This is a genomic window from Sphingomonas larreae, assembly GCF_051400595.1.
Taxonomy (GTDB): Bacteria; Pseudomonadota; Alphaproteobacteria; order Sphingomonadales; family Sphingomonadaceae; genus Sphingomonas.
Window position 1 is genome coordinate 149,406 of the sequence record NZ_JBLFFI010000002.1, and the last position, 19,771, is coordinate 169,176.

Sequence of the window (19,771 nt, forward strand, 5' to 3'; positions counted from 1 at the left end):
GGGGGCGGGAGCCAAAGGCGTTGTGCGGCGCTCCCTCGCCTATACCAAGGCGGACAGGCCCAGCGTCAACAACAGCGCCACTACCGAGATCAGCGTCTCGCACACCGTCCAGCTGCGGATCGTATCGGCGACGCTCAGTCCGAAATATTCCTTCACCAGCCAGAAGCCGCCGTCGTTGACGTGGCTCAGCACCACCGACCCCGCGCCGGTGGCGAGCACGAGCAGTTCGGGCCGTACCCCCGGGTTGGCCGCGGCGAGCGGCGCGACGATCCCCGCCGCGGTCGCCATCGCCACCGTCGCCGAGCCGGTCGCGACGCGCATCAGCGCCGCAATCAGCCAGGCGAGCAGTACCACCGGCACATGCAGCTGTGCCGCCAGCGCGACGATCGCGTCGGAGACGCCGCTGTCGGTCAGCACGCGACCGAAGCCGGCGCCAACGCCGACCACCAGCGTGATCATCGCGGTGGGCGCGAGACACTCGTTGGTGTAGCGCTGGATCGTCGTCGCCGAGAGGCCGCGCGCCAACCCGAGCGTCCAGTAGCTCACCAGCACCGCGGCGAGCAGCGCGACCACGGGGGTGCCGAGGAAGCGCAGCGCCTGGTCGAGTGCGCTGCCCGGCACGGCGAGCGCGGGCGCGAGGCTGCCGAGCAGCATCAGCACGACCGGCAGCAGCAATGTCGCCAAGGTGATGCCGAAGCCGGGCAGCGCGTGCTCGGGCACCTCCTCGATCGCGGCGGACGCGGCGGCGGGCGCCAGCCGCGGTACTACCAGCCGGGCGTACAACGGCCCGGCGACCGCGGCGGTGGGGATGCCGACGAGCAGCGCGAACAGCACGGTCAGGCCGACGTCCGCGCCATAGGCTTGGGTGGCGAGCATCGCGGCGGGGTGGGGCGGCACCATCGCATGCACCACCGACAGTCCCGCCGCCATCGGCAACCCGAGCCGCAGCGGATGTTGGTGCAGCCGCGACGCCACCGCGAAGACGATCGGCACCAGCAGCACGAAGCCGACCTCGAAGAACACCGGCAGCCCGACGATCAGCGCAACCGTCATCGCCGCCCAGTCGGCGCGGCGCGGCCCGAAAAAGCCGATCACGCTGCGCGCGACGCGGTCCGCGCCGCCGGATTGGACCATCATCTTGCCGAGGATCGTGCCAAGGCCGACCACCAGTGCGATATGGCCGAGCGCGCCGCCGACCCCGGCCTCGAATCCCTTCACGATCGCCGCCGCGGGGATGCCCGCGACGAGCGCGAGGCCGAGCGACACCAGCGTGAGCGCGATGAACGGGCTGAGCCGCACGCGCACGATCAGCAGGATCAGGATCGCGACGGCGGCCGCCGCCTCGATCAGCAGCAGCGCGCCGCCACCCACTTAGGGCTGCTTCCAGGCGACGCAGTCGACCTCGACCTTGCAGTCGACCACCATCTGCGAGACGACGCACGCGCGTGCCGGCGGGTTGGCGCCGAAATATTCCTTGAAGATGCGATTGAACGACATGAAGTCGCGGGCGTCGTCGAGCCACACGCCGCAGCGCACCACATGCTCCGGCCCGTAGCCCGCTTCCGCAAGGATCGTGAGCACGTTGCGGATCGCCTGGTGAGTCTGCGGGATGATCCCGCCGTCGATGACTTCGCCGTTTACCATCGGCACCTGCCCCGAGACGTAGAGCCAGCCGTCGGCCTGGACCGCGCGCGCGAACGGCAGATGCTGCCCGCCGGTGCCGCTGCCGCCCTCGACGCCATAGCGCTTGATACCGTCCGTCATCGTTCACTTCCTTCGTTTTGGTTTCTTCTCAGGGCCACGCCCGCTATCGGCCTGAGTCGCGACCATCGGCCGCGTAGGTTAGGCTATCCTGTGCGCCGGGCCGCCATCGCCGGGCGCATCCGCGCGTCGCAACAGTCGGCCGCCGCGGGCGCCGGTGACGCCAGTCTCGTCGAGCGTGGCGACGCCGTTGACCCAGACGCCTCGCACGCCTTCGGCCGCCCGTACGGGGTCGTCGTAATCGGCCAGATCGAGGATGCGGGCCGGGTCGAACAGCACGAGATCGGCGGCCATCCCCTCCCGGACGTAGCCGCGATCGGTGAGTCCGAAGCGGTCGGCGGGGAGGCCGGTCATCTTGCGGATCGCCGCGGGCAGCGACAGCAGCCCGCGTTCGCGAACATAGTGCGCGAGCACGCGCGGAAAGCTGCCCCACAAGCGGGGATGCGGCCGCGGGTCGCATGGCAGCCCGTCCGAGCCGATCATGGTGAGCCGGTGCGCGAGGATGCGGTCGACGTCCGACTCCGCCATGCAGTGATACACGGCGCCCGCCGGCTGCAGCCGCACCGCCGCATCGCGCAGCGAAACGCCCCAGTCAGCGGCGATGTCGGCGAGCATCCGCCCCGCCTGCGCGGGTGCGGCGTCCGACCAGGTGATGAGGATCGGCGTCTCGGGCACCACCTGCTTGAGGTCGAGCGTGGAGGAGCTCGCGGTATAGGGATAGCAGTCGCATCCGACCGGATGCCGCTCGGCGGCCTGCTCGAGCCGGTGCAGGATCTCGCCACTGCGGCCATATTGGCTCGCGCCCGCGCACTTGAGGTGCGACACCACCAGCGGCGCGGCAGCGTGGCGCGCGATCGAAAGCGCCTCGTCGATAGCGGGAAGGATGTCGGCGCCCTCGCTGCGCAGATGCGTACAATAGAGGCCGCCGGTGCCGCGCAGCGCCTCTGCGACGGCGGTGACCTCCGCGGTCGAGGCGCTCGCCGCATTGGCGTAGGCGAGCCCGGTGGAAAAGCCGAACGCGCCGGCGTCCAGCGCGGTGGCAAGATCCGCACGCATCGCCGCCTGCTCCGCGGCGGTGGCGGCGCGGTCGAGTCGGTCGAGGTGGCGTGCGCGCAGCGCGGTATGGCCGACAAGCGCAACGACGTTGGTCGCCGGACGTGCCGCTTCGACCGCTTGCGCGTAAGCGGTGAAATCGTCGTACGCGAAATCACGAGGGGCGCCGAGCAGCACCATCGGATCGGGCAGCGTCGCGCCGCGCGGGCGCCCCGTGCCTGCGCTGATGCCGCAATTGCCGACCACCACGGTGGTCACTCCTTGGGTGATCTTGGGGAGCATCGCGGGCGCGGTGATGGCGACGAGGTCGTCATGCGTGTGCGCGTCGATGAAGCCCGGGGCGAGCGCCCATCGGCGCGCGTCGATCGCACCCTCCGACGGCACGTTCCGCGCCGGCGTCACCGCGGCGATTACACGGTCATCAATCGTCACGTCAGCGCGATACGCCTCGCCGCCGCCGCCGTCGTACAGCAGCGCGCCGGCGATGATCGTCTGTGTCATGGCGTCCTCTCCCGCGCGGCCGTGAACGCTACTGTCACGCGCGAAAAGAATAATGTAAACATCTTTTGTTATTTGGAGATTGGCAGTGGGAACCGGCGACATCGAACTGAACAAGGGCGTTGGCAGCCCCAGCGACGGCGCCGGCCCAGGCTGGGATCTGCTCGCCGGCGAGGTGCCGCTGCCCGCCGCGGTGCTGAGCGAATCGCGCATGGCGCACAACCTCGCCTGGATGCGCGCCTTTATCGCAGCCTATGGGATCGCGCTGGCGCCGCACGGCAAGACCACGATGGCGCCCGCGCTGTTCCGCCGCCAGCTCGACGCGGGCGCCTGGGGCATCACGGTCGCGACCAGCCAGCAGGCGCTCGTCGCCGCGGCGCATGGCGTCGAGCGGATCCTGATCGCCAATCAGGTGGTCGGCGCAGCCAATCTCGCCGCGGTCGCCGAGCTGGCGGCGCTGCCCGGGCTCGACCTGTTGTGCCTGGTGGACAGCCCCGCCGGCGTGGCGCTGCTCGGCGCGGCCTGCCGCGCGCGCGGCGCCACGCTGGACGTGCTGATCGAGCTCGCGCCCGAGCGCGACCAGCCCGGTCTGCGCTGTGGCGTGCGCGACGACGCGCAACTCGCCGCGGTGCTCGACGCGTTGGACGCATGGCGCGATGTGCTGCGGCTCGCCGGGATCGAGTTCTACGAAGGCGTACTGCCCGATGAGCAGGACGTGCGCCGTTTCGTCCGCCGCGCCGTGGCGGTGAGCGCGGCGCTGGTGGCGGACGGTCGCGTCGAGCGCGCGCCCGCGATCCTGACCGGCGCCGGCTCGGCCTGGTTCGACGTGGTAGCGGAAGAGAGCGCCGCGCTGGCGGACGCGGGTACGGTGCAGGTGGTGTTGCGCCCCGGCTGCTACATCAGCCACGACGACGGGCTGTACCGCGTCGCGCAGGAGCAGATCCTGCGCCGCAACCCGGTCGCGCCGCGACTGGGCGAACCGCTCCAGCCGGCGCTGCGGATCTGGGCGGCAGTACAGTCGATCCCCGATCCGGCGCGTGCAGTAGTGGCGATGGGCAAGCGCGACGTCGCGTTCGACGCCGGGCTGCCGCGCCCCGCAACGCTGTTCCGTCCCGGACGCGACGAGCGGCCGCACAGCGCGCCGGCGCATTGGGAGGTGACCGGGCTGATGGACCAGCACGCCTATCTCGCGATTGCGCCGGGAGACGATCTCGCGGTCGGCGACGTGGTGGCGTTCGACATCTCGCACCCGTGCCTCACCTTCGACAAATGGCGCCGCGTGCTGGTGGCGGACGACGATCACCGTGTGCTGGAGGTGGTCGAGACGTATTTCTGAGCCGGTTCGGCAGGGCGCCGCCGGTTAGCGACTTCGCCCTACGTGCGTTGTGGCGCTTCCGGCGCGTCCCGCGAGGTTGTGGGGCTGGTTCAGGGGATGAGCGGATGAGGTCGCTGGGCCCTTGCAGGATCCCTTTGCCAAACTCGTCCGTCATCCCGGACCACCACGCCAAATTCTTGCCTTACGGAGAGCGGCTCGGCGTGGATCGCGCGATGTGATCGCGCTGCAACTGCCCCGCCGCTGAAGAGACCTTTACGGTTGCGTGGCAAAGGTCTCACCGCCGCACCGCGGCGACGAGACCTCCGGACGGCTCAGCCCGCGTTCGACGGCGGGCGGTCCTCCTTCGCCGTGCCGAAGCGCGACGGGCGCGCGCCCATGACGAACTCCAGCTCGCCGCCCTGGATCAGGTCATGGTGCGCGATCCAGTTCTTGGTCCAAGGGCGGCCGTTCCATCGCACCGACTGGACATAGGGACGGTCGGGTGCGTTGCCGGTGGCGCGAACCCGCAACGTCCGCCCCGCACCGACGCGCAGCTCGGCCGTGTCGAACAGTGGCGAGCCGAATACATACACGCCGGTGGTCGGGTCGACCGGGTAGAAGCCGAGCGCGGAGAGGATGAACCAGGCGCTCATCTGGCCGCAATCGTCGTTGCCGATCACGCCGTCGGGATCGTCCTTGTACATCTCGGTGCACAAGCGGCGCACCATCGCCTGTGTCTTCCACGGTGCGCCGACATAGGCGTAGAGATAGGGCGCGTGCTGGTCGGGCTCGTTGCCATGCGCATACTGACCTACCAAACCGGCGATGTCCGGCGGCGCGTTGGCGGGCAGCGTCGATGGCGCCTCGAATAGCGAGTCGATCTTGCGCTCATAGGCGGCATCCCCGCCCATATGCGCGATCATGCCGTAAACGTCGTGCTGGTTGAGGAAGGTGGCCTGCCAGCCGTTGGCCTCGGTGTAATCGCGCCAGCGCGGCTCCGGCATGTGGCCGAGCTGGACCGGGTCATACGGCGTCCACCATGTACCGTCGGCGAAGCGCGGGCGCGCGAAGCCGATGCTGGGGTCGATCACGTTGCGCCAGTTGCGGCTGCGCTGGCGCAACCGTGCGGCATCGTCGCGCTCGCCGATCGCCTCGGCCAGCAGCGCCATGGCGTGATCGTCATACGCATATTCCTGGGTGCGACTTACGGACTCGCGGATCTTGTCCGCCGGGATATAGCCGAGCTTCATGTAATGGTCGCGCCCGAGCGTCGCGAGATTGTCCTTGTACGTCGGGTCAAAGGCGCGACGCTTCATATTGGGCCAGGCAGCGGCGTAATCGGCCGCGATCCCTTTGGCATGTGCCTCGGCGAGCACCACCACCGCGTGCCAGCCGTTCATGCAGCCGGTCTCGAAGCTCTGGAGCGGCCAGGTCGGCGGGCCGTAGGGGCTCTGCTGCGTCTGACGGATCAGGTCGTGGACGAAGCGCCGCGCCATGTCGGGACGCACCAACGTCATCAGCGGGTGCAGCGCCCGATACGTGTCCCACAGCGAGTAAGCGCTGTACGCAGAGTCGCCGGCGGGCAGGCGGTGCACCTGCTGGTCGAGCCCCATGTAGCGACCATCGCGATCGCTGAAGAGCGTCGGGCCTATGAAGGTGTGATACAGCGCGCTCGCCATGATTCGGCGCTGCGCCGGCGTGCCGCCCGACACCTTGACGGCGTCGAGCTCGCCCGCCCAGCGCCGCCGCGCCGCGGTGGCATAGCGGTCGAACTGCCAGTCCGGCGCCTCCGCCAGCGCCGCGCGCGCGCCGGCGACGTCGACCCCGGAGAGGCCGGTGCGGATCAGCAGCGGCGCCGCACCCGCATCGTCAAAGAACAGCGCCACCTTCAGCCGATGCCCGCGGACGCTGCGCGCGCCGGCCGCGGCGGGGCGGTCGTCGTCGCCGTAGAACTCGACCCGGTCGGGACGGCGCGACAGCTGCATCGCGAAGTGGATGCGGCGTCCTTCGGCCCAGCGGAACACTTGGCGGCTGCCGGTGAGCATGCCGTCGGCGTCGAGCGCGAGCGACGCGTCCTCGATCCGGATCAGCTCGTGCTCGCTCTCCTGCTTGCAGTGGGCGAAGTCGATCAGGACGTGCCCTGCGCCTTTGAGAAAGGTGTAGCGATGCAGTCCAGTTCGCTCGGTGGCGGTGAGCTCGGCGAGCACGCCGCTCTCGAGCCTGACGCGGTAATAGCCCGGCTCGGCATGTTCGTCGCTGTAGCGCTGGCGATAGCCGGCGTCGGGGGCCTGCGTCGTGCCGGGAACCAGCTTGAGCGGACCGCGCGTCGGCACCACCAGCACGTCGAGCATGTCACCGATCCCGGTGCCCGACAGATGCGTGTGGCTGAAGCCCATGATCGACCGGTCGGACTGGTGATAGCCGGAGCAGGCGTCCCAGCCGAAGTTGTTGGTGTCGGGCGAGAGCTGCACCATGCCGAACGGCAGCGTGGCGCCCGGAAAAGTATGGCCGTGGCCGCCGGTGCCGACGAACAGGTCGGGCGCGGTAGCGGCGGGAGCGCCGGCGCGCCCGGCGACGGCAGCGGTCGAGGCGCTCGCGCCGAGGGCGGCGAGGGCGGAGCCGGCGAGCAGCTCGCGGCGGTTGGCGCGGATCACGCGTTGGTCTCCCGATGAAGAGGGTGGATGAGAAGGGTCAGTAGCGGCGGGCGAGCAGGTCCGGCCGGCGCCGCTCGAGATCAAGGATGAGGTCGCCAAACAGGCCGTTCGCCCAGGCGAACCACGGGCGCGAGAAGCGCGTCGGATCGTCTTGGTCGAAGCTTTCGTGGATGAAGCCGGTGCCTGCGTGGGTGCGCTTGAGCCAGCCGAGGCACTCGACGATCTCGGCCTCGTCGTCGCTGGTCATGGCCCGAACGATGATCGACATCGGCCAGATCATGCCCAGGCCCTTGTGCGGTCCGCCTATCCCCGCGGCGGCCTTGCCACGGAAGAAATACGGGTTGCGCTCGCTCCACGCCAGCGCGCGGGTGCGGCGGTACAACGGATCGTCGCGGCGTGCGGCGCCGAGCAGCGGCAGCGCGGACAGGCTCGGCACGTTGGCATCGTCCATGAAGAAGGCGTTGCCGAACCCGTCGGTTTCGAACGCCCAGACCTCGCTGCCATCGGGCGCGCGGGTGCGGCCGTATGTGGCCAGGGCGGCGTCCACCTCGTCGGCGAGCGCGCGGCTGTCAGCCGCGGCGGCGCGGTCGCCCCGCGCCTCGTCCTGCACCTGCGCCAGCATGCGCAGCGCGGCAACGGCGAACAGGTTTGAGGGGATGAGGAAGGGCAGCGTGCAGGCGTCGTCCGACGGGCGGAACATCGAGTGGATCAGCCCGACCTTGGCGGTGGGCGCGCCGACGCCCTTGAGCATCAGCGTCTCGGTGGCGAAGCGATTGACCCGCTCGAACTGGTACGGACCATCGCCGTGCTTGCGCTGCTGCTCGCGCATCGTCGCCACCGCGCGCGCCATTGCCTCGCCCCAGCGCGCATCAAAGGGCGCCTTGTCGTGCGTGGCGGTCCAATAAGCGTGGGCGAGCCGCATCGGGTAACAGAGCGAGTCGAGCTCCCACTTACGCTCGGCGACGCCGGGTTTCATGTCGGTGAGATCGTCGATCGCGCCCAGATTCGACCTGGCGGCGGGATCGGCCATGAAGGCGTTCGCATAAGGATCGATCAGGATGCAGCGCGCCTGACGCTGGATCGCGCCGTGGAACAGCCGCCGCAACGCGGCGTCTCCCGGCGTGAGATGGACATAGGTTTGAAGCTGAGCCGAACTGTCGCGCAGCCACATCGCGTCGATGTCGCCGGTGATCACGAACGTGTCGGGCTGGCCCTCGGCCGTGCCCTGACGCACCGTGGTGTCGAGCGTGTTGGGATAGCAATTGGCGAACAGCCAGGCGAGCTCGGGATCCGCCAGCCGGCGCGTGACCCGGGCGATCTCGCGCTCCACCGCGACGCTGCGGAAGGCGCGTTTCGCCACCGGCGGCCGCTGACTCGAGAGCGCCGGCGCCGCGATGCCGCGCCCCGCGAAAGCCAATCCGGCGCCGGCGACCAGGCCGGTGCGGAGCACGTCACGCCGGGCGGGCTGGGGGGCTTCGTTGCGGACCATGGCTCTCCTCTCGCGTTCTCGGCGGCTTTTCTATGCGGTTGCAGGCTAGAAGCACGAAACGCGAGCGGCAAGGATAAACAAAATTGCTTTTAGTTTTTCGGGACAGGTCTGGTGAGGCGGTGCGTGCCGGGCGCGGGAGGGCAGGGTGGCGCTTGACCGTGATCGTGCGACCTGATCGAAGACAGCGATGAGTGAGCCATCGAAGCAGAGCAATGACGCCGGCACCCGCGCGGAGCAACGCGCGGTTGAGGCGGCGGCGATCCGGCGGCGCTGGATCACGCTGGGCGAGCTGCTGGCGCTGGTCGCGGTGATCATCTCGGCGCTGACGCTCTGGAGCAACTGGAGCGATCGCCGCGACGAGAAGGTCGCCAAGGCCGCGGAGGCGAGCCGTGCCTCGACTCGCGCGGCGACGCTGACGCTGGTGGCGGGCGAGGCGACCAAGCACCGCATCACGCTCAAGCCGGCGTCGGACACGCAGTCGGTGCAAAGCCAGACGATCCTCTTTCCCTCGTCGCTCAAGCTCGCTCCGGCGGAGACGACGGGCGAGCCGCGGATCGAGGGCGACTGGTTCGAGGACGCGCTCAAGAAGGCGCGCGCGGCGGCGCATCACCCCGACGACAGCCGCGGCGACGAGCAGATGCCGCTCGCGATCGTCACGCGTTACCTCGTCGACGGCGCGGCGCACGAGGATGTCGCGCTATACGATGTCGGCTATTCGATCAGCGGTCATCTGTTCAGCGGGCACACGATCAGCCTGCGCGGCATCTCGCTGGTGACGCACGTGCCGCGGGCGAGCGTCCAGGCGCGGCTCGACGCGCGCTGGGCAAAGCTGCTGCCGCCGCGCTGATCGGGCGATAACGCGCCCTAGCGGCGCCGCTCCTGCGCCTGCAGGAGCCTAGGGCCGCGGGTGCTGCGCTTTGTTGTTCTGGGCTCCTGCGCGCGCAGGAGCAGGTGGTCTCGCCATCTCGTCCATCGACAATCGCGCGCTCGAAAGGACGCGCACCGGCGCGGCCGCAGCGACCGCGCCCCGCCCCTGAAACCTCAGCGCGGCGGCACGTCATTCTGCGAGATCGGCACCACCTTGATCTCCACGCGACGGTTGGCGGCGCGGCCCTGCTCGGTGTCGTTGGTCTCGATCGGCTGGGTCTCGCCGAAGCCGCGCGTCGCGATCCGCGCCGCCTGCACGCCGTGGCTCGACAGATAGTCCGCCACCGAGGTCGCGCGCCGCTCGGACAGGTCCTGGTTGTACGCGTCGCTGCCGGTCGAGTCGGTGTGGCCGTACACGTCGATATAGGTCTGCGGGTAGTCCGCCAGCACGCTCGCCACCTTGTCGAGCGTGGCGCGGAACTGCGGCTGTACGTTCGCCGAATTGTAGGCGAAGTTGATCCCCGACGGGATGTTGAGCAGCAGGTCGTCGCCCTGTCGCGTCACCTGCACGTCGGTGCCGCGGGTGCGCTCGCGCATCTCGCGCTCCTGCTTGTCCATGTACGCGCCGACGCCCGCACCGGCGATGCCGCCGAGACCCGCGCCCAGGATCTTCTCGGTGCGATCGCGCCGGCCACCGACGAGGTCGCCGAGCAGATAGCCGCCCAGCGCGCCGCCCAGCCCGCCGATCGCGGTCTTCGACATGCGGCGCTCCCCCGTCTCCGGATCGGTGGTGCACGCGGTGACGGACACCAGCGACAGCGCTGACGCCGCGGCGACCAGCTTCGACGAGAGCTTCATGTTCTACCCTTTCCCCAGTCCACGCCCGGACAACCCGAGGCGCACGAGCATTGTTCCTGTCCCGCTGAATGCGGGCTGACGGAGCGATCCGCCACTTTGCGGATTGTCGCGCGAACGCTTTGCCGCCAAGAGAGACGATACGAACATGCTACCGCCGTTCCCCTGGATCGACGTCGTCATCATCCTGGCGCTGGTCGCGCTCAATGGCGTTTTCGCCATGAGCGAGTTGGCGATCGTGTCCGCGCGCAAGGCGCGGCTGGAGGCCATGGCGCGCAGCGGTCGTCGCGGTGCCGCTACGGCGATCGAGCTGGCGGCCGATCCGGGCAAGTTCCTGTCGACCGTGCAGATCGGCATCACCCTGATCGGTATCGTCGCGGGCGCCTATTCGGGCGCGAGCCTCGGCACCCCTACCGCGGCGCGGCTCGAGGCGCTGGGGCTGGGGCACGCCGCCGCGGAGCGGATGGGCTATATCCTCGTGATCGGGCTCACCACCTACGCGTCGCTGATCGTCGGCGAGCTCGTCCCCAAACAGTTCGCGCTGCGCAAGCCCGAGACGGTCGCGGCGTTGATCGCGCTGCCGATGGCGTATCTCGCGCGCTTCACCAAGCCGGTGGTGTGGATGCTCGATTCGACCAGCGCGCTGGCGTTCCGGTTGCTCGGGCTGACGCGCGAGAACGAGGATCAGGTCACCGCCGAGGAACTTCACCTGATCGTCGCGGAGGCGAGCAAGTCGGGGGTGATCGAGGAACATGAGCGCTCGATCATCTCGGGCGTGGTGCGGCTCGCCGATCGGCCGGTGCGTGAGGTGATGACGCCGCGTACCGAGGTCGAGTGGATCGACGTGTCGCTCGACGATGCCGCGGTGCGCGCCAAGCTGCTCGAGACCGCGCACAGCCGGCTGCCCGTGGCGGAGGGGTCGATCGATGCGGTAATCGGCGTGGTGCAGGCGCGCGATGTCGCGATGGCGCTGTTCCGCGGCGAGACGCTCGACCTGGCGCGGCTGATGCGTCGCGCGCCGGTGGTGGTGGATCAGATCGACGCGATGGACGCGCTCGACGCGCTGCGCCGCGCCGAGGTGCCGATGGCGCTGATCCATGACGAATACGGCCATTTCGAAGGAATCGTGACCCCGGCGGACCTGCTCGCCGCGATCGCGGGCGAGTTCGCCTCGGACGCCGATCCCGACGAGGCGCCCAACGTCGTCGAGCGCGACGACGGCTCGCTGCTGGTGGCGGGAACGATGGCGGCGGACGCGCTGGCGGAGCGGCTCGGCATCGATCTGCCCGAGGATCGTGATTATGCGACGGTGGCGGGGCTCGCGCTGGCGGCGTTCCGCAAACTGCCCGCGGAGGGCGAGAGCTTCGAGGAACAGGGCTGGAAGTTCGAGGTGGTCGATCTCGACGGGCGCCGCATCGACAAGCTGCTCGTCAGCGAGGCGTAAGCGCGGCGGCTCGGCGGATAGGCCGCCGCGCCGCCGATCGCTGCCGCCGATCAGAAGCGGTAGAGAGCGCTCGCCAGAACGGTGCGTCCCTGATCGCGGTAGCAATAGCCTGCGGCGCAGGTGACCGGCTCCGCGCCCAGCAGGTTGGTGGCGTTGAGTTGCAGCCGCAGCGGCGCGAGCGATGGCACGTCATAATGGATCACTGCGTCGACGAAGGTGCGTGCGCGGTTGCGGATGGTGTTGGCGTCCTCACCCCAGCTCGGCCCGAGGTAGCGCACACCAGCGCCGAACCCCAAGCCCCGAACCGGGGGCGCATAGTCGGCCCATAGCGACCCGCTGTGGCGCGGTGTCGCCGACAGGCGATTGCCGATCGTGCCCGTCGCGCCGCGCCGGATCCGCATGTCCGTGAGCGCATAGGCCGCGGTAAGGTCGAGCCCCGCGACGACGCGGGCGGAGGCTTCCAGCTCCACACCCTTGGAGCGGAGGTCGAGCTGGACCTGGCGGTTGATCCCGGTCGAGGCGTCGAACACCACGCCGTCGCGCTGGCGGATGTCGAATGCCGCGGCGCTGAGCAGCACGCCTGTCCGCGGCGTCCACTTGACGCCGCCTTCATATTGCCGCGCGCTGGTCGGCCGCGCCGGCGTGCCGTCGAGCAGCAGACCGACGTTGGGTTCGAACGACGTCGACCAATTGAGATACGGTACCACGCCCCCTGCTACGTGCAACGTTGCGCCGACGCGACCGCTCAGCCGCCGGTCGTCGCGCTCGATCGTCGGCGCGCCGGGCACGTCGGTGCGCGCGTCGAGCCAGTCGTGACGAAGGCCCGCGGTGATGCCGAGCGCTCCCGCCTCGACCTGGTCCTGCGCGTAGACGCCGACCTGTGCGAACCGCTGGCGCGTCGTCGGCACCAGCGCAGGCCGCGCCAGATTGGTGTCGCTCAGCGGCGCGGTGCCGAAGCCCTCGGCACTGCGGGAGCGGACATCATTATAGTCGAGCCCGATCAGCAGGCGGTGGCGCACCGTGCCGGTGGTCAGCTCGGCGCGCAGCTGATCGTCGAGATTGACGCTCTTGGTCCAGTCCGCCGCGCGCGCGCCCAGGCGGGTGACCGGCGCGGTCGGATCGGTGACGTAGGAATAGGCCATGTCGACGGTGACGTCCTGCACGCGCATGTTCTGATGCAGCGATACCGTGTCGCTCAGGCGGTGCTCGAGCGCGAGGCCGGCGCGCCACTGACGATGGGTCAGGTCGTTGAAGCGCGGGTCGCTCAGCGGGATCCTGGTCACGCCGCCGGCGTCGTTGAAGAAGGCGGCGCTCGCCCCCGTGCGCGACCGCATATATTCGCCAAGCAATGTCAGGTCAGTATCGTCGCCGAGCCGCACTGTGGCAGCGGGCGCGACGAAATAGCGATCGTCCTTGAACCCAGCGAGCGACGTGCCGCTATCGCGCGCCACGCCCGTGATCCGCAGCGCGACACCGTCGCCGACCGGTGCGGACACGTCGGCATTGAGCTGATAGCGGTCATAGCTGCCGACCATGCCTTGTATTTCGGCGAAGCGGTCGGCGCGCGGCCGCTTGCTGGTGACGTCGACCAGCCCGCCCGCGCCGCTGGCGCCGTACAGCACCGAGGCGGGGCCGCGCACCACCGCCACGCGCTCGATGCCATAGGGTTCGTTGCGCCACAGCGCGAGCGGACTGTTGAGCTGACGCAGCCCGTCGCGGAACACGCCGGTATAGGTCGCCTGGAAGCCGCGGATGAAGAAGGCGTCGAAGCGCGGGTCGAAGCCGTAGCTGGCCGTATTGACCCCGGGCACATACGCGAGCGCCTCGTTGAGCGAGCGCGAGGCACGATCCTCCAGCCGGCGGCGATCGAGCAGGGTGACCGATTGCGGTATGTCGGCGAGCGGCGTCGCGGTCTTGGTCGCGGTGGCGGTTGTGCCCGTTACGATAACGTCGTCGGCCGCCCCGTCCTGGGCGCGAGCGGTGAGCGGCGCGAGTGCGACGCCGACGATGAACGCGGCAAACAGGCGCTGGTTCATGCGGGATCCCCTTCGAAGGATCCCTATAGCAAGATGCGAATGCGTCGCAACAGCGGGCCGCTAAGCTGCTCGTCTTGTGCCGTTCCGCAGCATCGACTCAGCTTTGCCCGACGCTCAGCACCTCAATCGCGTCCTCGCGTCCGTTGAAGGTGACGAGATCGCCCTCGCTCGTTCCGAGCAATGCGCGCGCGAGCGGTGCGGAGAGCGCGATCAGCCCAGCGGTGGGGTCGGCCTCGTCGTCGCCGACGATCGTCACCCGCCGCTCGCGCCCGTCGAGCGTGAAGGTCACGGTGGTGCCGAAGCCCGCCACGCCGTCGCCGCGCGCGGCGGTCTCGATTGCGGTGGCGCGGCGCGTCTTCCAGTAGCGCAGATCGCGCGCGAGCGTCTTGCGCGCCTCTTCGTCGGACGTGCCTGCCAGCGACAGCTCAAGCGCGGCGACGCGCTCATCGATCAGCGTGCGGCCCCGCGCGGTGACGAGGTTGGGGCCCGGCGGGATCGGCAACTCGAACCGCGGCTCAAGATGCTCCTCGTCACTCTCGCGGCGAAAGGCGACGCTCATCCGATCCGTCCGAACTGCGCCTCGTAGGCGGCGCGGTCACCCTGCGCCAGCAGACGCGCCTGTTCGCGCCAGCGGTCGCGCTCCATGCGGCCGGTGAAGACACCCAATCGTGCGTCCAGCTGTGCTGCCTCGGCGTCATCCAGCCAGGCGAGCTGATCGACGCGGGTGATGCCGAGCTCGCCGAGGCGCGTCGCGATCTTGGGTCCGAGGCCCTTCAGCAGCGTGATCGGCTGCGCGCCGGGCGCGGCGTCGACGGACGTGGGTGCATCGGCCGCGGCGCTCGCGGGCGAGGCGTCGAGCGGGGCGGCGGCGGCGATCGGCTCGTCCGCGAGCGGGCGCTCGGGCGGCAGTTCGTCGGTGGAGGGGGGCGTCGGCGTCGGTGCGACCGCGGCTGGCGCCCCGCGCGAGCTGTCGACTGCACGCGGGGCCGCGGGCGCGTGCTCCGCAGGGCGGTTCGCCGCCTCCGCGCCGCCCAGGATCGGCGGCACGCCCCCGGCGGTGTTGGTCACCTCGACGCCGTCGGCGCGCAGTTCCTCGATGCGTTGCTGCTCTTCCGCCTCGGCGGCGCGGCGCTTGGCCTTTAGTCGCGCGCCCCAGATCATGCCGATCACGGTGACCACAGCGAGCAGCGCCGCCAGCGCCAGCGCGATCGTCACGAGCACCTGATCCTGCGAGATCGGCGCCAGGGCGTAGCCGGATGTGTTCATCGAATCGTCCTAGGGTCGGGCGTGATTGCCCGCTCAACCATCGGCGCGCGCCTTCGCTCCGATGTCGCGGCGGAAGAAGCCGGTGGGGAAGTCGATCGCGGCGACCGCGCGATAGGCCGCGGTCTGCGCAGTGCCGACGTCCTCGCCGATGGCGGTAACCGCGAGAACGCGACCGCCGCTCGCCACGAGCGCGTCGCCGTCCTGCCGCGTGCCCGCCTGAAACACGGTCGCGCCGGTCGCCTCCGCAGCGTCGATGCCGCCGATCGCGCCGCCGGTCTGCGGCGTGTCGGGATAGCCCTGCGCCGCCATCACCACCGTGAGCGCGGCGTTTCGGGCGAAGGCGGGGGCGGGCAGGTCGGCGAGGCGACCCTCGGCCACCGCCAGCAGTGTCTCGGCCAGATCGCCCTCGAAACGCGCCATCAGCACCTGGCACTCCGGATCGCCGAAGCGCACGTTATATTCGATCAGCTTGGGGCCGTCCGCGGTGAGCATCAGCCCGGCATAGAGCACGCCGACATAAGGCGTGCCCGCGGCGGCGAGCGCGTCGATCGTCGGGCGAACGATCTCGCCGAGCGCCTGCTCCTCCAGCTCGGGGGTGAGCACCAGCGCAGGGCTGTACGCACCCATGCCCCCGGTGTTGGGACCGGTGTCGCCGTCGCCGACCCGCTTGTGATCCTGCGCCGAGCCGAACGCGGCGGTGGTGGTGCCGTCGCTCAGCACGAACAGGCTCGCCTCGGGGCCCTCCAGCCGTTCCTCGATCACCGCCTCGACGGGGCCGTTGGCGTAGAGGTCGCGGATCGCCGCCTCGGCCTCGGCGCGCGACATCGCCACGACCACACCCTTGCCCGCAGCCAGGCCGTCCGCCTTGATCACGCAGGTGTCGCCGAAATCGTCGAGGCAGGCGAGCGCGCCGTCGCGCGAGGTCACCTTGAAATAGCGCGCGGTCGGGATGCCGACGCGCGCGCACAGGTCCTTGGTGAAACCCTTCGAGCCCTCCAGCCTCGCCGCCTCGCGCCCGGGGCCGAACACCGGCACGCCGATCGCGCGGATGTTGTCGGCCAGCCCGCGCACCAGCGGCACCTCGGGGCCGATCACCACGAGACCGATCTGGTGGCGCCGCACGAAGTCGATCACCGCGCGATGGTCGTCGATGTCCAGGTGCGCGATCGTGGCGTGCTGCGCGATGCCGGGGTTGCCCGGCGCGGCGAAGAGCGTATCGAGGCGGGAAGATTGCGCCAGTTTCCACGCAAGTGCGTGCTCGCGTCCCCCCGATCCCACCAGCAGGATGTTCATGGCCGACCCCCTCTACGATACTCAGGCGGGGCGGCTGGTAGCCGAGGCCACGCCCGGCGACAATGCGATGGCGGTCAGCGTCAGCGAGCTGTCGGGGCGGCTCAAGCGCATGGTCGAGGGTGAGTTCGGCAACGTCCGGCTGCGCGGCGAGATTTCGGGCTACAAACGCGCCGCCTCCGGCCATGCCTATCTGTGCCTCAAGGACGATGCCGCGGTAATCGACGGCGTGATGTGGAAGGGCAGCGCGGCGTGTCTGGCGTTCCGGCCCGAGGACGGGATCGAAGTGGTCGCGACCGGGCGGCTGACGACCTATCCCGGCCGTTCCAAATATCAGATCGTGATCGAGCGGATGGAGCTGGCCGGCGCGGGCGCGTTGATGGCGCTGCTCGAGAAGCTGCGGCTCAAGCTGGCGGGGGAGGGGCTGTTCGATCGCGAGCGCAAGAAGCCGCTGCCGTTCATGCCGCGCACCATCGGCGTCGTGACCTCGCCGACCGGAGCGGTGATCCGCGACATCCTTCATCGGCTCGAGGACCGCTGCCCAACGCACGTCATCGTCTGGCCGGTGAAGGTGCAGGGCGCGGGTGCGGCGGAGGAGGTGGCGGCGGCGGTGCGCGGCTTCGACGCGCTGCCGGCGGACGGTCCGGTGCGCCGCCCCGACCTGGTGATCGTCGCGCGCGGCGGCGGGTCGATCGAGGATCTGTGGGCCTTCAACGAGGAAGCGGTGGTGCGCGCGGTCGCAGCCTGCTCGATCCCGATCATCTCCGCCGTCGGGCACGAGACCGATACCAGCCTGTGCGACCATGCCGCCGACCTGCGCGCGCCGACCCCGACCGCCGCGGCCGAGATCGCGGTGCCGGTGCTTGCCGAGCTGCGGCTGTCGCTCGACTCGATGCGGCAGCGCACCGAGCGGTGCGCGCGACGCCACGTCGAGCGCGGGCGCGAGCGGCTCGACGCGCTTGCGCGGGTGATGCCGACGCGTGACCGGCTGCTCGGGCCGCAGCGCCAGCGGCTCGACGATCTCGGCGGCCGGCTCGATCGCGGACTGGAGCGCCGCACGACGCGCGCGCGGGGCGAGCTCGACCGGGTGGCGGGCGCGATCCGTCCCGCGGTGCTGGCGCGCCGGCTCGACGGCGCGCGTGCGCGGCTCGCCGATCTGGGTCGGCTAGTGGAGAGCCTCAATCCGGACAAGTTGCTGCAACGCGGCTATGTACGAGTCGAGGCGGCGGCGGGTGGCACCATCACCACCGCGGCGGCAGCGCGCGACGCGGGCGCGTTGCTGCTCCACTTCCGTGACGACGTAGTGGCGGCGCAGGTCGATGGCGCGCCGCGTCGTGTGCCCGCGGCGGCGGCCAAGCTTGAGCCCAAGCCGCCGCGTTCCTATCCTGAGAAGCCCGATCAGCCGCGTCTGTTCTGAAAGTGTCCCGATGTTGATGAGCCACACCGACCGCCCCGCCAAGCTCCATTACCTCGCCAACGGCTTCCGCGTCTTGGTGCCGGGCGATCACGTGGTCTGTGCGGTCTCGGGTGCGCGCGTGCCGATCGAGGACCTGCGCTATTGGGACGCCGCGACGCAGCGGCCGTTCGCCAGCGCCGCGATCGCTGGTGAGGCGCTGGCACCGCGGTGAGGCAGCCATCGCGCGCGGGCTGGTTGATCGCGCTGGCGGCGGGGGGATGCGTGCCGGCAGCCGCGCCCGTGACCTCCACTCCCATTGCAGTACCTCCCGCGATCGCGACTGCACCGACGCACCCGACCCTCCCGCCGCCGCCCGAACTGGTCACGCCGGCGCGGCTGGGTCTGCCTGCGGTGATCGCGCAGGGTGGCCTCGCGCTCGGCACCGCGCCGCCCGGCACCATGCGGCTGACGCTCGACGGTGCGGCCGTGCCGGTCGCGCCCGACGGACGATTTCTGATCGCCGTCGACCGCGACGCGACCGGCACGCTGACGCTCGTGGCGTTGCTCCCCGGCGCGCCCGCGCTCACGGTGTCATTGCCAGTGACGCCGCGTGCGTGGCGGCTCGAGCGGCTCGACCGCGTCGCCAAGGTGCCCGTACCCGATGCCGATTTCGCGCGCCGCCGTCCCGCCGAGCTGGCGCAGATCGCCGCCGCCCGCAGCGTCGGTTCGCCGAGCGCGGGGTGGCGCCAGCGCTTCCGCTGGCCGGTCACGGGGCGGATCTCCGGACTGTTCGGGGCGCAACGGATCTATCGCGGCGAGCCCGGCAGCTATCATGGCGGCGTCGACGTCGCGCGCGGCGAGGGCACGCCGGTGGTCGCGCCGGCGGACGGCGTGGTGACGCTCGCCGCAGACCCGCCGTTCACGCTCGAGGGTCGGTTGCTGATCCTCGATCATGGCGCGGGGCTGACCAGCGCCTTTCTCCATCTCTCCCGCATCGACGTGCGCGTCGGCCAGCACGTGCGCCAGGGCGAGCCGATCGGGCTGGTCGGCCGCACCGGGCGTGCCTCGGGGCCACACCTTCATTGGGCGATGACCTGGCGCGGCGCGCGGATCGATCCGCAGCCGGTCGCGGGCGCGATGCCGGCGGGGTAGCTTTATCTCCGCGCGGCCGACTCGGCGGCGCCGCGATCAGCGCACGCGCAGCGCGCGATAACCGCGTCCGTCGACGTTGAGGAAGAAGGCGCCCATCGCGCCCTTGCGGATCCGCACCTTGGCGCCGGGCTTGGGCGGGAAGTTCATCGGATCGGTGACCTGCCACACCGGCGTGCCCTCATCGGCCAGGGTGATGTCGACCCGGCCGTTGCTGCCGGCGCGGGCGCTGCGAACCGTCGTGTTGATCTCACTGAAGGCCTCGCGCTCGCCCTCGTCGCCGCGCTCGCCGCTGCCGCCGAACAGCCCGAGGTCCGGCACGTTGAGCCCGAACAGCGAGCGCCGGGCGCGGCGCACTTCGCTGCGGTCGACGATGCGCACGTCCTTGGCATTGACCGCCTGCTCCAGCGCAGCGCTCGCGCGATCGTAGCAGCCGAGGCGCGCCGCGCCGTCAGTGATCGCACGGCAGGCGGCGAAGCCATCGAGCACGCGCTGCGCGCCGCTGCCCTGCTGCGCGGCTACCGGCGCGCCGCTGAGCGCCGCTGCCACTGCCATCCACCGTCCCCACATCGCGCGTCTCCCACCTGCATCGCCGCCCAAGCAGCGAAGCGCCGGTTTTTCAATCTGTGTCGTTGAAGTTACACTCTTACAAAAACGCGCAGTCTCACGCGTGCCATGTTGCTGTGCAGCGCGGCTTC

General features: G+C 70.4%; 17 protein-coding genes. 6 read left to right on the top strand and 11 right to left on the bottom strand.

Annotation, left to right across the window (positions count from 1 at the left end; translation table 11 throughout):
• Positions 1-39 precede the first annotated feature (39 nt).
• The 3 genes from ACMGDM_RS08960 to ACMGDM_RS08970 all read right to left on the bottom strand — a co-directional run bounded on the left by ACMGDM_RS08960 (position 40) and on the right by ACMGDM_RS08970 (position 3,315).
• Positions 40-1,371 (bottom strand): GntT/GntP/DsdX family permease, encoded by a 1,332-nt coding sequence (locus tag ACMGDM_RS08960; protein ID WP_436803789.1) that lies wholly within the window; start codon positions 1,369-1,371, stop codon positions 40-42.
• Entirely contained in the window at positions 1,372-1,764 is a 393-nt protein-coding gene (locus ACMGDM_RS08965; RefSeq protein ID WP_436803790.1) for a RidA family protein, read from the bottom strand.
• Positions 1,765-1,842: 78 nt separating this feature from the next.
• Complete coding sequence (locus ACMGDM_RS08970) at positions 1,843-3,315, bottom strand: N-acyl-D-amino-acid deacylase family protein (RefSeq protein WP_436803791.1); 1,473 nt, start codon at positions 3,313-3,315, stop codon at positions 1,843-1,845.
• Positions 3,316-3,400: 85 nt separating this feature from the next.
• Between ACMGDM_RS08970 and ACMGDM_RS08975 the strand changes: the two genes are divergently transcribed.
• Positions 3,401-4,648, top strand: coding sequence for an amino acid deaminase (locus ACMGDM_RS08975; RefSeq protein ID WP_436804253.1), 1,248 nt, complete (start codon positions 3,401-3,403; stop codon positions 4,646-4,648).
• Between the two features lie 311 nt (positions 4,649-4,959).
• On the opposite strand, the gene ACMGDM_RS08980 is transcribed toward ACMGDM_RS08975, so the two are convergent.
• Positions 4,960-7,281 (bottom strand): GH92 family glycosyl hydrolase, encoded by a 2,322-nt coding sequence (locus tag ACMGDM_RS08980; RefSeq protein ID WP_436803792.1) that lies wholly within the window; start codon positions 7,279-7,281, stop codon positions 4,960-4,962.
• Between the two features lie 37 nt (positions 7,282-7,318).
• Positions 7,319-8,770, bottom strand: a complete 1,452-nt coding sequence (locus tag ACMGDM_RS08985; RefSeq protein WP_436803793.1) for a glycoside hydrolase family 125 protein — start codon at positions 8,768-8,770, stop codon at positions 7,319-7,321.
• A gap of 187 nt (positions 8,771-8,957) precedes the next feature.
• Between ACMGDM_RS08985 and ACMGDM_RS08990 the strand changes: the two genes are divergently transcribed.
• On the top strand, positions 8,958-9,617 hold the full coding sequence (locus ACMGDM_RS08990; RefSeq protein WP_436803794.1) for a hypothetical protein: 660 nt from the start codon (positions 8,958-8,960) through the stop codon (positions 9,615-9,617).
• Between the two features lie 194 nt (positions 9,618-9,811).
• Here ACMGDM_RS08990 and ACMGDM_RS08995 read toward each other — a convergent pair whose 3' ends face one another.
• Positions 9,812-10,495, bottom strand: a complete 684-nt coding sequence (locus tag ACMGDM_RS08995; protein ID WP_436803795.1) for a YiaD family glycine zipper/OmpA-like lipoprotein — start codon at positions 10,493-10,495, stop codon at positions 9,812-9,814.
• Positions 10,496-10,640: 145 nt separating this feature from the next.
• Between ACMGDM_RS08995 and ACMGDM_RS09000 the strand changes: the two genes are divergently transcribed.
• Positions 10,641-11,936 carry a hemolysin family protein gene (locus tag ACMGDM_RS09000; protein WP_436803796.1) on the top strand — a complete coding sequence of 432 codons (1,296 nt, stop codon included), beginning with the start codon at positions 10,641-10,643 and terminating at the stop codon, positions 11,934-11,936.
• A gap of 50 nt (positions 11,937-11,986) precedes the next feature.
• Here the strand turns inward: ACMGDM_RS09000 and ACMGDM_RS09005 are convergent, their stop codons facing one another.
• The 4 genes from ACMGDM_RS09005 to purD form a co-directional block, all read right to left on the bottom strand.
• Positions 11,987-13,972 carry a TonB-dependent siderophore receptor gene (locus ACMGDM_RS09005; protein WP_436803797.1) on the bottom strand — a complete coding sequence of 662 codons (1,986 nt, stop codon included), beginning with the start codon at positions 13,970-13,972 and terminating at the stop codon, positions 11,987-11,989.
• A 97-nt stretch (positions 13,973-14,069) separates the two neighbouring features.
• A complete protein-coding gene (locus ACMGDM_RS09010; RefSeq protein WP_436803798.1) occupies positions 14,070-14,531 on the bottom strand; it encodes a GreA/GreB family elongation factor in 462 nt (153 codons plus the stop codon).
• The gene (locus ACMGDM_RS09015) at positions 14,528-15,238 is read right to left on the bottom strand and encodes a helix-hairpin-helix domain-containing protein (RefSeq protein WP_436803799.1); all 711 of its coding nucleotides are present in this window, start codon (positions 15,236-15,238) and stop codon (positions 14,528-14,530) included. The genes ACMGDM_RS09010 and ACMGDM_RS09015 overlap by 4 nt, the downstream gene beginning before the upstream one ends.
• 33 nt (positions 15,239-15,271) lie before the next feature.
• Complete coding sequence (gene purD, locus ACMGDM_RS09020; protein ID WP_436803800.1) at positions 15,272-16,531, bottom strand: phosphoribosylamine--glycine ligase; 1,260 nt, start codon at positions 16,529-16,531, stop codon at positions 15,272-15,274.
• Between purD and xseA the strand changes: the two genes are divergently transcribed.
• The 3 genes from xseA (at position 16,530) to ACMGDM_RS09035 (ending at position 19,076) form a co-directional block, all read left to right on the top strand.
• Entirely contained in the window at positions 16,530-17,945 is a 1,416-nt protein-coding gene (gene xseA, locus ACMGDM_RS09025; protein WP_436803801.1) for an exodeoxyribonuclease VII large subunit, read from the top strand. The genes purD and xseA overlap by 2 nt on opposite strands.
• A gap of 10 nt (positions 17,946-17,955) precedes the next feature.
• Positions 17,956-18,156, top strand: coding sequence for a DUF2093 domain-containing protein (locus ACMGDM_RS09030; RefSeq protein ID WP_436803802.1), 201 nt, complete (start codon positions 17,956-17,958; stop codon positions 18,154-18,156).
• A 68-nt stretch (positions 18,157-18,224) separates the two neighbouring features.
• Positions 18,225-19,076, top strand: coding sequence for a M23 family metallopeptidase (locus ACMGDM_RS09035; RefSeq protein WP_436803803.1), 852 nt, complete (start codon positions 18,225-18,227; stop codon positions 19,074-19,076).
• Positions 19,077-19,112: 36 nt separating this feature from the next.
• On the opposite strand, the gene ACMGDM_RS09040 is transcribed toward ACMGDM_RS09035, so the two are convergent.
• The gene (locus ACMGDM_RS09040) at positions 19,113-19,628 is read right to left on the bottom strand and encodes a hypothetical protein (protein ID WP_436803804.1); all 516 of its coding nucleotides are present in this window, start codon (positions 19,626-19,628) and stop codon (positions 19,113-19,115) included.
• Positions 19,629-19,771 lie beyond the last annotated feature (143 nt).

What these genes read in the sequence shown, in the direction of transcription:
- ACMGDM_RS08965 (WP_436803790.1), bottom strand. Translation starts at nt 1,764, where the DNA reads ATGACGGACGGTATCAAGCGCTATGGCGTCGAGGGCGGCAGCGGCACC.
- ACMGDM_RS08970 (WP_436803791.1), bottom strand. Translation starts at nt 3,315, where the DNA reads ATGACACAGACGATCATCGCCGGCGCGCTGCTGTACGACGGCGGCGGC.
- ACMGDM_RS08985 (WP_436803793.1), bottom strand. Translation starts at nt 8,770, where the DNA reads ATGGTCCGCAACGAAGCCCCCCAGCCCGCCCGGCGTGACGTGCTCCGC.
- ACMGDM_RS08990 (WP_436803794.1), top strand. Translation starts at nt 8,958, where the DNA reads ATGAGTGAGCCATCGAAGCAGAGCAATGACGCCGGCACCCGCGCGGAG.
- ACMGDM_RS08995 (WP_436803795.1), bottom strand. Translation starts at nt 10,495, where the DNA reads ATGAAGCTCTCGTCGAAGCTGGTCGCCGCGGCGTCAGCGCTGTCGCTG.
- ACMGDM_RS09000 (WP_436803796.1), top strand. Translation starts at nt 10,641, where the DNA reads ATGCTACCGCCGTTCCCCTGGATCGACGTCGTCATCATCCTGGCGCTG.
- ACMGDM_RS09005 (WP_436803797.1), bottom strand. Translation starts at nt 13,972, where the DNA reads ATGAACCAGCGCCTGTTTGCCGCGTTCATCGTCGGCGTCGCACTCGCG.
- ACMGDM_RS09010 (WP_436803798.1), bottom strand. Translation starts at nt 14,531, where the DNA reads ATGAGCGTCGCCTTTCGCCGCGAGAGTGACGAGGAGCATCTTGAGCCG.
- ACMGDM_RS09015 (WP_436803799.1), bottom strand. Translation starts at nt 15,238, where the DNA reads ATGAACACATCCGGCTACGCCCTGGCGCCGATCTCGCAGGATCAGGTG.
- xseA (WP_436803801.1), top strand. Translation starts at nt 16,530, where the DNA reads ATGGCCGACCCCCTCTACGATACTCAGGCGGGGCGGCTGGTAGCCGAG.
- purD (WP_436803800.1), bottom strand. Translation starts at nt 16,531, where the DNA reads ATGAACATCCTGCTGGTGGGATCGGGGGGACGCGAGCACGCACTTGCG.
- ACMGDM_RS09030 (WP_436803802.1), top strand. Translation starts at nt 17,956, where the DNA reads ATGTTGATGAGCCACACCGACCGCCCCGCCAAGCTCCATTACCTCGCC.
- ACMGDM_RS09040 (WP_436803804.1), bottom strand. Translation starts at nt 19,628, where the DNA reads ATGGCAGTGGCAGCGGCGCTCAGCGGCGCGCCGGTAGCCGCGCAGCAG.